The organism is Amycolatopsis sp. CA-128772, assembly GCF_002904295.1.
Taxonomy (GTDB): Bacteria; Actinomycetota; Actinomycetes; order Mycobacteriales; family Pseudonocardiaceae; genus Amycolatopsis.
Map to the genome: position 1 here is coordinate 52672 of NZ_PPHG01000087.1, position 10924 is coordinate 63595.

12 protein-coding genes and 1 tRNA gene are annotated in these 10924 nt (G+C 74.6%); 6 read left to right on the plus strand and 7 right to left on the minus strand.

Annotated elements, in window-relative coordinates:
• Nucleotides 1-36: 36 nt before the first annotated feature.
• A complete protein-coding gene (locus C2L59_RS37915) occupies nucleotides 37-381 on the minus strand; it encodes a hypothetical protein (protein ID WP_103354420.1) in 345 nt (114 codons plus the stop codon).
• 133 nt (nucleotides 382-514) lie between these two features.
• Between C2L59_RS37915 and C2L59_RS37920 the strand changes: the two genes are divergently transcribed.
• The 3 genes from C2L59_RS37920 (at nucleotide 515) to C2L59_RS37930 (ending at nucleotide 2995) form a co-directional block, all read left to right on the plus strand.
• Entirely contained in the window at nucleotides 515-1780 is a 1266-nt protein-coding gene (locus C2L59_RS37920) for a cation:proton antiporter (RefSeq protein WP_103354421.1), read from the plus strand.
• Nucleotides 1781-1866: 86 nt separating this feature from the next.
• Nucleotides 1867-2049, plus strand: coding sequence for a CsbD family protein (locus tag C2L59_RS37925; RefSeq protein ID WP_103354562.1), 183 nt, complete (start codon nucleotides 1867-1869; stop codon nucleotides 2047-2049).
• 67 nt (nucleotides 2050-2116) lie between these two features.
• Nucleotides 2117-2995, plus strand: a complete 879-nt coding sequence (locus C2L59_RS37930; protein WP_103354422.1) for an alpha/beta fold hydrolase — start codon at nucleotides 2117-2119, stop codon at nucleotides 2993-2995.
• On the opposite strand, the gene C2L59_RS37935 is transcribed toward C2L59_RS37930, so the two are convergent.
• The 4 genes from C2L59_RS37935 to C2L59_RS37950 form a co-directional block, all read right to left on the minus strand.
• The gene (locus tag C2L59_RS37935) at nucleotides 2986-3759 is read right to left on the minus strand and encodes an SDR family oxidoreductase (RefSeq protein ID WP_103354423.1); all 774 of its coding nucleotides are present in this window, start codon (nucleotides 3757-3759) and stop codon (nucleotides 2986-2988) included. The genes C2L59_RS37930 and C2L59_RS37935 overlap by 10 nt on opposite strands.
• A 145-nt stretch (nucleotides 3760-3904) precedes the next feature.
• Nucleotides 3905-5629 (minus strand): SelB C-terminal domain-containing protein, encoded by a 1725-nt coding sequence (locus C2L59_RS37940; protein WP_103354424.1) that lies wholly within the window; start codon nucleotides 5627-5629, stop codon nucleotides 3905-3907.
• Nucleotides 5620-6903, minus strand: coding sequence for an L-seryl-tRNA(Sec) selenium transferase (gene selA, locus C2L59_RS37945; RefSeq protein ID WP_103354425.1), 1284 nt, complete (start codon nucleotides 6901-6903; stop codon nucleotides 5620-5622). Before selA ends, C2L59_RS37940 begins: the two co-directional genes overlap by 10 nt.
• Nucleotides 6903-6997: transfer RNA gene (locus tag C2L59_RS37950), tRNA-Sec, on the minus strand. The genes selA and C2L59_RS37950 overlap by 1 nt, the downstream gene beginning before the upstream one ends.
• 54 nt (nucleotides 6998-7051) lie before the next feature.
• Here C2L59_RS37950 and selD point away from each other — a divergent pair.
• The 3 genes from selD to C2L59_RS37965 are packed head-to-tail and all read left to right on the plus strand — an operon-like array spanning nucleotide 7052 to nucleotide 8927.
• A complete protein-coding gene (selD, locus tag C2L59_RS37955) occupies nucleotides 7052-8044 on the plus strand; it encodes a selenide, water dikinase SelD (protein ID WP_103354426.1) in 993 nt (330 codons plus the stop codon).
• A 59-nt stretch (nucleotides 8045-8103) separates the two neighbouring features.
• The gene (locus C2L59_RS37960; protein ID WP_103354427.1) at nucleotides 8104-8316 is read left to right on the plus strand and encodes a DUF2795 domain-containing protein; all 213 of its coding nucleotides are present in this window, start codon (nucleotides 8104-8106) and stop codon (nucleotides 8314-8316) included.
• 44 nt (nucleotides 8317-8360) lie between these two features.
• Nucleotides 8361-8927 (plus strand): cysteine hydrolase family protein, encoded by a 567-nt coding sequence (locus tag C2L59_RS37965; protein ID WP_103354428.1) that lies wholly within the window; start codon nucleotides 8361-8363, stop codon nucleotides 8925-8927.
• A 27-nt stretch (nucleotides 8928-8954) separates the two neighbouring features.
• On the opposite strand, the gene C2L59_RS37970 is transcribed toward C2L59_RS37965, so the two are convergent.
• Entirely contained in the window at nucleotides 8955-9857 is a 903-nt protein-coding gene (locus C2L59_RS37970) for a serine hydrolase (protein WP_103354429.1), read from the minus strand.
• A 100-nt stretch (nucleotides 9858-9957) separates the two neighbouring features.
• Complete coding sequence (locus C2L59_RS37975) at nucleotides 9958-10827, minus strand: LysR family transcriptional regulator (protein WP_103354563.1); 870 nt, start codon at nucleotides 10825-10827, stop codon at nucleotides 9958-9960.
• Between the last annotated feature and the right edge of the window lie 97 nt (nucleotides 10828-10924).

Consider the following 10924-nt stretch of genomic DNA (forward strand, 5'->3'; position numbering starts at 1 on the left):
GCCCGGCTACCCGCGCTGATCAGCCCGAAACGCCCCTCAGCCGCGCAGGGCGACGTTCAGCACGTCGCCGGCGTGGTCCAGGCAGTCCACACAGATCACCGCGTCCCGCGCAGCGCAGTCCACCCGCAGCAGCGGGCGGCGGAGCCCGAGGAACGTCCGGCGCTCGCGGCGGCCGCAGAAGTCGCAGACCGCGGCCAGCGGCGACGTCACCGCGGCCAGCACGTCCCCCACCGGGGTCTCCCGGTCCGCGCCGTCGCGCACCACCCGCAGGCCGGCGCGGGCGCAGTCCACGCAGATCGGCCCGTTCCGGCCGGGGACCCGGGGGTCGCGCCGCCTGCCGCAGAACCGGCACGGTGCGCCCGCGCCGTTCGTCGCCGTCACCGCGGCCTCCTCGGTTTCGCCGCTCGCGCGCCGGGAATCCGGGCCGCGGCGCGCCTCTCCCCGGCCACGCTACCCGGCTTCCGGGCAGCCGGCCGATCCCGGTGCGGCGGGATGAGCGATCAGGAGGAGAGTTTTGTCGTCGTTGACGGTGTTGTTCGGGGTGGCGGGCCTGCTCGCGCTCGCCGCGGCGATCGTGCCGAAGCTGGTCGCCGACCGGCCGTTCTCGGTGCCGCTGGTGATGCTCGCGGCCGGGATCGTGCTCGGCCTGCTGCCGCTGCCCGCGCCCTACGGTGACGGCTGGAGCGACCCGGCCGCCCACCTGCACGGCGTGGAGTCGTTCGCGCAGCTGGGCATCCTGGTCGCGCTCGCCGGCGCGGGCTTGTCCGTCGACCGTCCGTTCGGGCTGCGCCGGTGGGGCTCGACCTGGCGGTTGCTGGCCCTGACCATGCCGGTGTCCATCCTGGCCATCGCCGTGCTCGGGTACTGGTGGCTCGCCCTGGCGCCCGGGGTGGCGCTGCTGCTGGCCGCGGCCCTGGCGCCGACGGACCCGGTGCTGGCGGGCGACATCGGCGTCCCGCACCCCGACGTCGAGCCGGACCTGGCCCGGAACAACGAGATCCGCTTCACCCTGACCACCGAGGCCGGGCTCAACGACGGCCTGACCATGCCGTTCGTCCTGCTCGGCCTGGCCATGGTGGGCAGCGAGCCGAGCCTGGACCTGACCTGGGTCCTGGTGGACCTCCTGCTGCCGCTGGTCATCGGCGTCGTCGCCGGCCTGGTCACCGGCCGGGTGCTGGGCTGGGCGATCTTCCGGACGCCGTCGGACCGGCTGCGGCTGGCCGAGTACGCCGACGGGCTGGTCCTGCTCGCGCTCGCCTTCGTGCCCTACGCGCTCGCGGAAGCGGCCCACGGCAACGGGTTCGTGGCCGTGTTCGTCGCCGCCGTCGCGGTGCGCACGCAGGAACGCGAGCACGATTACCACGGCGTCCTGCACGCGTTCGGCCACCAGCTGGAACGGCTGTTCGTCCCGATCGCGCTGCTCGGGCTGGGCCTGGCGCTCGGCGACGGCCTGCTGCGCGGCCTGCGTCCCCTGGAGGTGGTGCTCGCGGTCGTCGCGGTCCTGGTGGTCCGGCCGCTGGTGGGCTGGCTCTCCCTGCTCGGCGCGCCGTCGCCCGGACGGCCGGCGACGGCGGCGATCGCGTTCTTCGGCGTGCGCGGCATCGGCACGCTGTTCTACCTGGCCTACGCCCTCGACCGGCAACCGGTCCCGCAGCAGGACGTGCTGTGGCGGGTCGGCGCGCTGGCCATCGCCGTTTCGGTGATCGTCCACGGTGTTCTCGCCGAGCCGGCGATCCAGCGGATCGAGCGGATGGGCGGTCATCTGCCGGCCGATGTGTAAGCCGCGAACCAGTGGGTAACCCTACGGCAAGGCCCTTTTGGCGACTGGCCGATCCGGAAATGTCGCCGCGACGGAAGGTGCACTCGATGAACGACAAGCTGGAAAACAAGGGCGAAGAGTTCAAGGGCCGGGCCAAGGAAGCCGTCGGCGACGCCACGGGCAACGAGCAGTGGCAGGCCGAGGGCAAGGCGGACCAGGCCAAGGGCTCGCTCAAGCAGGCCGGTGAGAAGGTCAAGGACGCCGTCAAGGGCGTCACCGACAAGGACTGACCTGGTTTTTCCGCTGCCGCACCCCGGCTTCCGGGGTGCGGCAGCACTCTTTCCGGGAGGGCAGCAGGTGTTCGAGGGCTTCACGCTGGACCGCGTCGACGTCGGCGAGGTGACGCTCCGGGTGCGCCACGGCGGCTCGGGACCCCCGCTGCTGCTGGTGCACGGCCACCCGCGCACGCACACGACGTGGCACCGGGTGGCCCCGCGGCTCGCGGAGCGGTTCACCGTGGTGTGCGCCGACACCCGCGGCTACGGCGAGTCGACCAAGCCGCCGACCGACGAAGCCCACACCCCCTACAGCAAACGCGCCATGGCGGCGGACTGCATCGCGTTGATGCGGCACCTCGGGCACGACCGGTTCTTCGTGGCCGGTCACGACCGCGGTGCGTACGTGGCGACCCGGCTGGCGCTCGACCACCCGCAGGTGATCCTCGGCGCCGCGATCCTCGACGCCGTCCCGATCGGCGAAGCCCTCGCCCGCTGCGACGCGCGGTTCGCGCGCGAGTGGTTCCACTGGTTCTTCTTCGCCCAGCCCGGGAAACCGGAGCGGGCGATCACCGCCGACCCCGACGCCTGGTACGAAGTCGAGGCGAAGAACACACCCGAACGCCTCGGCGAAGAGAACTTCGCCGACTTCCACCGCGCCATCCACGACCCCGCCACGGTCACCGCGATGCTCGAGGACTACCGCGCCGGCCTGGGCGTCGACCGCGCCCACGACGACGCCGACCAAGCCGCCGGGCGGCGGATCACCTGCCCCGCCCTGGTCCTCTGGTCGAGCGACGACGACCTGGAAGACCTCTACGGCGACGTCCTGGCCGTCTGGCGCCCGTGGGCGACCGACCTGCGCGGGCACGCCATCAAGTCCGGGCACCACGTGGCCGAGGAGAATCCCGAAGCCCTCGCCGCCGCACTCGCCGCGTTCTTCGGCGGCCTTCAGCGGTAGCGGGACGCGAGTTCCGGCCGCTGGCCCCCGAAGGCGGCCAGGTCGGCCCGGAAGACGGCGGCCAGCAGGCTCGCGTCCTCGACGCCGGGGGCGGTGACCACCTCGCCGAGCTCGAAGCCGCGCAGGCCGGCGGTGACGACGTCGGCCGCGGACATCCGGGGCACGGCGCTCAGGTCCAGCCCCTGCCGCTCGTGGAACTCCGTGGCGACGACACCCGGGCACAGCACCTGCACCCGGACGCCGGTGCCCTCGAGCTCGGCGTTCAGCGTCTGCGACAGCGCAACCAGGTAGGCGAGCGAGCCGGCGTACACCGCCCGGCGAGGCAGGACGGCGGCGTCCGCGGGGCCGCTGAACGCGATCATCCCGGCCACGTTGACGATCCGCCCCGCGCCCCGTTCCCGCATGCCCGCGACCGCGGCGCGGGTCAGCATGGTCGGCGCGGTGACCTTGACGTGGACGAGCTCGCGGGCCTTGTCCGCGGGCAGCTCGGCCAGCGGCATGTAGTGGGCGACGCCGGCGTTGTTGACGAGCATCGTCAGCGGCTCGGCGGCGCAGATCGCGGCCACCGCGTCGACACCGGCGCCGGTGGACAGGTCGGCGGCCACCGTGCGGACCTCGGTACCGGGATGCGCGGCGGCGAACTCCGCGAGCCGGTCTTCACGGCGGCCGGTGACGATCAGGGCATAGCCGTCGGCGGCGAGCCGTTCGGCGAAGGCGCGGCCGATGCCGGAGGTGGCGCCGGTGACGAGGGCGAGCTGCTTCATGGGGTTCCTTTCGGTCTCCTCCCGACTATCGGCGCGCCGCGCGTGCTCAGGAAGGGGCCGGGTTTTCCTGGGAACGGCGGTACCAGGACAACCGGCCGGCACTGCTGGGCGTTACCGGGATCCACCCGCTCGTCGAGGAACAGCGTTAGCCCGGCATGCGCCGGGTGCCATCGCCCAGTGGCTCGGTCCGGCCGCTCGCATCCAGGCGTTCCAGCAGCGGGATCATCACGCGGCGGGTGCTGCCCAGGGCCCGGCGCGCCTCGGAAACCGTGAACGGCTGCGGCAACCGCTGCAGCTCGTCCGCCGCTCGGTCCTCCGCGTGCGGGCCGAGCACGATCCCTTCGGCGATCGCCGTCAGGCGCCCGAGGCGGACGGCGGCCGCCAGCTCCCGGCGGCCGAGGCCCAGCGCTCGCAGCTCGTCGGCTTCGGGCGCGCGGAACGGGTCCTCCGCGAGCCGCTTCAGTACCGTCTCCAGTGCCTTCTCCACCGCCGGCGCGAGCCCGGCGCCGGGACGGCGGACGAGCCCGCCCGCGACCTCGAACCCCGTTCCCGCGAGGACGGGCACGACCAGCTCCGGGACGGGCAGGCCGAGCCGCTGCCGCAGCGCCTCCACCGGCACGCCCGCGGCCGTGGCGTCCCACGCGCCGACGATCTCGGCCGCCTGCGCCCGCAACGCGGCGAACCGTCCGTGGTCCGCGCACCACTCGCCCAGCCGCTCCCCCGTCTCCGGCAACCCCATCGCCGTGAAGTCCCCCGCGCGCACGAAACCCTTGCGGCGCAGGTAGGTCCGCGCCAGGCCGGGTTCGGTCAGCTCGCGTCCCCGGGCGCGCGCCGCGCCTCGGCGGGACAGCGACGGCGGGTCGACGTCGAGGACGTCGAACCCGGCGGCGATCCGGTGCTCGCCCGGGTCGCGCACCAAGCCGCGGTCCCCGACGCGCAGCGGCAGCGCGGTGGCCGTGACGAGCCGCGCGGTGTCCGTCCCCAACGGACGGACCCGGACCGGCACGGCCACCGTGCCCAGGTGCAGGACGAGTTCGCGGTGCAGGTCCCCGGCGGCCGCGCCGCGCAGCCGGACGTCGAACTCCGCCGTGGTGCGCCAGCGGCCGGGGGTGAGCAGGACGTCCCCGCGGCGGACGTCGCCGCGCGCGGTGCCGCGCAGGTTCACCGCCACCCGGGCCACCGCGCCGACCCGCTCGCGGGGTTCGCCGAGCGCCTGCAGGCCGCGGACCTTCACCCGCGTGGGCCCCAGCCGCAGCTCGTCCCCCACGGCGATGGTGCCGGCGGCCAGCGTGCCGGTGACGACCGTGCCCGCTCCGGACACCGTGAAGGCGCGGTCGATCCACAGCCGGACGTCGGCGTCCGGAGCGGGCTCCGGCAAGCCGGCGGTCAGGTCGCCGATCGCCGTGCGCAGTCCGCCCAGGCCCGCGCCGGTGGTGCCGCTGACGGCGACGCTCGGCACCGTCCCCAGCGACGTCTTCGCGATCTCCGCCCGCGCGGAGGCCGTCGCGGCGGCCGGGTCGGCCCGGTCGGCCTTGGTGACAACCAGCAGGCCACGGCGGACACCGAACGCGTCCAGGGCGGCGAGGTGCTCGGCCGACTGCGGCATCCAGCCCTCGTCCGCGGCCACGACGAACAACACGGCCGGGGCCGGCCCGGCGCCGGCGAGCATGTTCGGCACGAACCGCTCGTGACCCGGCACGTCCACGAAGGCGACGTCCTCGTCGCCGATCCGGGTCCACGCAAAGCCGAGGTCGATGGTGAGACCGCGGCGGCGTTCCTCGGCCCACCGGTCCGGCTCCATCCCGGTCAGCCGCCGCACCAGCGTGGACTTCCCGTGGTCGACGTGCCCGGCGGTGACGATCACCCGCATCGGCGGACGGCTTCCAGCAGCTTCGCGTCCTCTTCCGGCCGCACGGTCCGGAGGTCCAGCAGGCAGCGGTCCTTGACGACCCGGCCGGCCACCGCGGGGTGCCCGGTCCGCAGCGCGGCCGCGTACCGGGCCGGCAGGCTCAGCGCGACGCTGGGCAGTTCGACGCCGGGTGCCCCGCCACCGCCGACGGCCGACACCGACCCGACCACCCGGACGTCGACGGTCCCGAGCGCCTTGACCAGCGTTTCGGCGCGGTCGCGGAGGTGCTCGACCGCCGCGCCGAGGGCCTCCTGCACGGGCGGTTCGGGCCCCCGCAGCGTCGCTTCGAGGGCGGCGAGGGTGAGCTTGTCGACCCGCAGGGCCCGCGCGGCGGGGTGCCGCCGGAGCCGTTCGACGACATCCGCGTCGCCGAGCAGCAGCCCGGCCTGCGGGCCGCCGAGCAGCTTGTCGCCGCTGGCGGTGACGAGCGTGGCGCCCGCCCGCAGCGCGCTCGCCGCGTCGGGTTCGGCCGGCAGCAGCGGGTGCGGGGCGAGCAGGCCGGAGCCGATGTCGGCGACCAGCGGCACGCCGAGCCCGGCCAGCTCGCCGAGGGTGGCTTCGGAGGTGAACCCGGTGACGCGGTAGTTCGACGGGTGGACCTTGAGCACGAACCCGGTGTCCGGGCCGAGCGCGGCGGCGTAGTCCCGGACCGACGTCCGGTTCGTCGTGCCGACCTCGCGCAGCCGGGACCCGGCGGATTCCAGCAGGTCGGGCAGGCGGAACCCGTCACCGATCTCGACCAGCTCGCCGCGGCTGACGACGATCTCGCGGCCCGGCGCCAGCGCGAGGGCGCAGAGCAGCAGCGCGGCCGCGTTGTTGTTGACCACGTGCACCCCGCCGGCGTCCGGCACGGCCGCGGCCAGCGCGGCGAGGGCACCCCGGCCGCGGCGCGCCCGGCTGCCGGTCGCCAGGTCGAATTCGACGTCGGTGGCGCCGCCGGCCGCGACGAGGGCGTCCAGCGCGGCCGCCGAGAGCGGCGCCCGGCCGAGGTTGGTGTGCACGACGACGCCGGTCGCGTTGATCACCGGCCGCAGCGAGGACGCGCTCGCCGGCAGCCGGGCCAGCACCGTGTCGACGACGTCGGCCGGGGCGACCTCCCCGGCCCGTGCCGCCCGCTGGACGTCGGTGACCACGGCTTTCACCAGGTCCCGGCCGAGCGACCCGGCGGCCTTGGCGATCCGGGGCTCGCCCAGGACCGCGTCGGTCCGCGGGATCGCGCGGCGCGGGTCAGGCATGGCGGAGGCGGACGGGAATCGAACCCGCCAGCGGCAGAACCTGCCGTTCGACGGTTTTGAAGACCGCGCCGGTCACCAGGCCGGATACGCCTCCCTGCACCATGGCAGCCATCCTGCCAAGTTCGCGCCCGGCGGGCACGATGAACCGGTGGGTTACCGACTGACGCAGTACGCGCACGGCGGCGGCTGCGCGTGCAAGATCCCGCCCGGCGAGCTCGAAGCGGCCGTGGCCGGCCTCACCGGCGCCTCGCCCGTTTCGCCGCCGGGCGAGCTGCTTGTGGGCCTCGACACCGGCGACGACGCGGCCGCCGTCCGGATCTCCGGGGACACCGCGCTGATCGCCACCACGGACTTCTTCACCCCGGTCGTCGACGACGCCTACGACTGGGGCCGGATCGCCGCGGCCAACGCGCTGTCCGACGTCTACGCCATGGGCGGCACGCCGGTGGTCGCGGTCAACCTGCTCGGCTGGCCGCGCGAGACGCTGCCGTTCGAGCTCGCCGCCGAGGTCCTGCGCGGTGGCCTCGACGTCTGCGCCGAGGCGGGGTGCCACCTGGCGGGCGGGCACAGCATCGACGACCCGGAGCCGAAGTACGGGCTCGCGGTGACCGGCGTCGCGGATCCGGCGCGGCTGCTGCGCAACGACGCGGGCCGGGCGGGCGTGCCGCTGACGTTGACCAAGCCGCTCGGCATCGGCGTGCTCAATGCGCGCCACAAGGCCACCGGCGAACGGTTCGAGCAGGCCATCGACGCGATGACGACGCTGAACGCGCCCGCGTCCCGGGCCGCGCTGGCCGCCGGGGTTTCGTGCGCCACCGACGTGACCGGGTTCGGCCTGCTGGGGCACCTGCACAAGCTGGCTCGCGCGAGTGGCGTCACCGCGCGGGTGGACCCGGCGGCGGTGCCGTACCTGGAGGGCGCGCGGGAAGCGCTGCGCGACGGGTACGTCAGCGGTGGCAGCCGGCGCAACCTCGACTGGGTCCGCCCGCACGCGGACCTGTCGCGGATTTCGCCGGACGAGGCCCTGCTGCTGGCGGACGCGCAGACCTCCGGCGGCCTGCTGGTGGCCGGGGAGCTGCCGGGGCACCCGGTAATCGGGTCCCTGGAGCCGCGGTCGGAGCACACGATCGTCGTCGGCTGAGTTTCCCGGCCGGACGGGCCGGGTACGCGCCGGGGAGAAGAACGATCAGGAGGTGTGCCATGCCAGCTCCGGAACGGGACAGCCTCGAACAGCACCTGTCCGAGACCGAGTACCCGTGCGGCCGCGACGAGCTCCTGCGCCGCGCGGCGGCGGCGGGCGGCGGCGACGGGGTGCTCGGTTCGCTGGGCGGCCTGCCCGGCGGCGACCGGTACGAGAACTTCGACGCCGTGTGGGAGGCGGTGTCGGCCAAGCACATCGGCGGGGCGCCCTGAGTGCGACGCCGGGAATTGTCGGTGCCGGTCGTTAGGGTGGCGCCATGACGACTTTGACCGGCCGCCCGAACACCGCCCTGCTCGTCGTCGACGTGCAGAACGGGGTGATGGAGACGGCCCACGACCGTTCCGGAGTCCTCGCGAACATCATCGCGTTGGTGGAGCGCGCCCGCGCGGCGGGTACCGAGGTGGTGTGGGTGCAGCACGCGAGCGACGAGCTGCCGCGCGGCAGTTCGCCGTGGGAGTACGTGCCGGAGCTGGTACGCCGCGAGAAAGAGCCCTTGGTGCACAAGCTGTACGGGGATTCGTTCGAGGACACGGACCTCGAGGAGGTCCTGTCGGCCCGGGGGATCGGCGGGCTGGTGGTGGCGGGCGCCCAGACGGACGCGTGCATCCGCTCGACCCTCCACGGCGCGCTGGTGCGCGGGTACGACGTGACGCTGGTGTCGGACGCGCACACGACGGAGGACCTGTCGGCGTATGGGGCGCCGTCGCCGGGGCAGGTCATCGCGCACACGAACATGTACTGGAAGTACCAGACCGCGCCGGGGCGGACGGCGGGGACGGTGGAGACGGCTGAGGTGGAGTTCGGGGTGAAGGCGCCGGCTTGAGGGGTGGTCTGCGGCCTGCCGGTTTTGTCACCGGCCGCGCAGGTGGTCGCGCAGGGCACGGGCGACCCGGGCCGCCAGGACCTCGGCTTCCGGCTGGATGACCGCCGGGACGCGCGACTCCGTCAGTGCCACCACCGCGAAGACGCCGCCGTCCGCGTGCTCGACCACGCCTGCTTCGTGGCGCAAGTTGAGCAACGTTCCCGTCTTCGACGACCACCGGGCCGCGTCGGACGCGAAGTCCGGCGTCAACCGGTGGCGGATCACGTTGGTGGCCATCAGTTCGCGCACCCCCGCGGCCACCGACGGGTCGATCCGCGACGGCGTCCACAGGGCCTGCAGCAGGTCCAGCAGCGCCCGCGCGGATGCGGAGTTCGCACGGGTGACGTCGAGCTGCGGGAGGCGGTGCCCGCGGCCGGCCGTCGCCGCGCCGATGGCGAGGGACTGGGCGAGGTCGGCTTCGCCGGCGTCGAACCGCTCGGCCGGGGTCTCGACGAGGTCCCGCATCAGGTGCCGCACGGCGATCCCGCCGAGCCCCCACTCCCCGAGCATCCGCGTCACGTCGGCCGGCGGCGTAAGGCCGAAAAGGACGTCGGCGGCCGTCCCATCGCTCAGCGACGTGCTCAGGTAGAGCAGGTCCTCGACGGCCACCCGCGCCGGATGCCGGAACCGGGTCAGCCCGATCGGCCCGGGCGTGCGGACCCCGCCGGGAGCAACCTCGAGCTGGGCCGTCCCATCGAGCTCCCCGCGACGGATGCGCTCCAGCGTGGCGAGGGCCAGCGGAACCTTGACCAGCGAGGCGATCGGGTACTCACGGCCGGGATCGATCCCGAGTTCGGCGCCGGACCGCAGGTCACGGACGAGGAAGGAGCCACGCAGCCCACCTTCGTCCAGCTCGGCCCGGAGGTCCCGGATCAGTGCTTCGGCGCTCATCGGCCCGCCGCCGGGAGGCCGGATCGGCTGGCGAGACTCGGCCCCGCGGCCGGCCGCCGCAAGCCCGCGCGCGCCGCCGAAGCACAACACCGTCCACCCGTCACCGTTCCGCCCCCAAACACCGGCCGACCGCCTCCCGCAACGTTGTCCGCAGGCGGTCCGTGTCCTCGCCCGATGCCGCCGCCACGCCGAAGCCGCGGGCCAGGACCAGCTCGCCCGTCCGCCGCCAGGGCAAGCCCAGCTCCTCCGCCTGCGCCGCCGAACACAGCAGCAAGTCCGGCGTCGCGTACGCCTCGGCCACTGCCGCGGTCAGCGAGGGGGCCACCGACACCTGGGATGGGGACAAGCCCACCGCGTCCCGGATCCGCAGCAACCGGTCGCGGACGTGCGGTACGTCGTCTTCCGGCTGGATCCAGACCCTCCTTCTCGGCCCGGCCGACCGGCCCGTGCGCAACGTCTCCAGGAACACCGCGCGGCCCGGGGGCAGCTCCGCCGCGGCCACGCCCAGCGGCACCGACCACACGCCCTCCTCCGCCGGGACCGCCGTCAGCGCCACCCGCACCTCGCTCGTGCGGACCAGCTCCGCCCGCTCGCCCGGGCCCGCCGCGCGGAACTCCAGGTGGACCTCCAGGGCCCGGGCCTCCGCCGCCAGCTCGGCCAGCTCGCGGACCCCGCACGTCGCCGGCACCGCCACCCGCACCGGGCGCAGGCGGGCGCGCTTCGCGTCGTGCTCCATCGACTCCGCCAGCTCGACCAGCCGTCGGGCCGCGGGCAGCATCTCGCGGCCGAACGGGGTCAACGCGGCCCGGCGGGTCGACCGGTCGAAGAGTCGCTCGCCGAAGTGCCGCTCGAGGGCCGCGATGCGGCGGCTCGCCACCGGCTGCGGGATGCGCGCCAGAGCCGCGCCCGCCGTGAAACTCCCCGTCTCGCTCACGCTTACGAACGCCCTGCAGCCGCCGACCAGGTCCACCACCGCACTTTATGCGCTTTCGGCATCGAACCGCACGGTTCCGTCTTGGACAGCATGACGGCGGCCGGTGAGACTGCCGGAAGATCAAAAAGGAAGG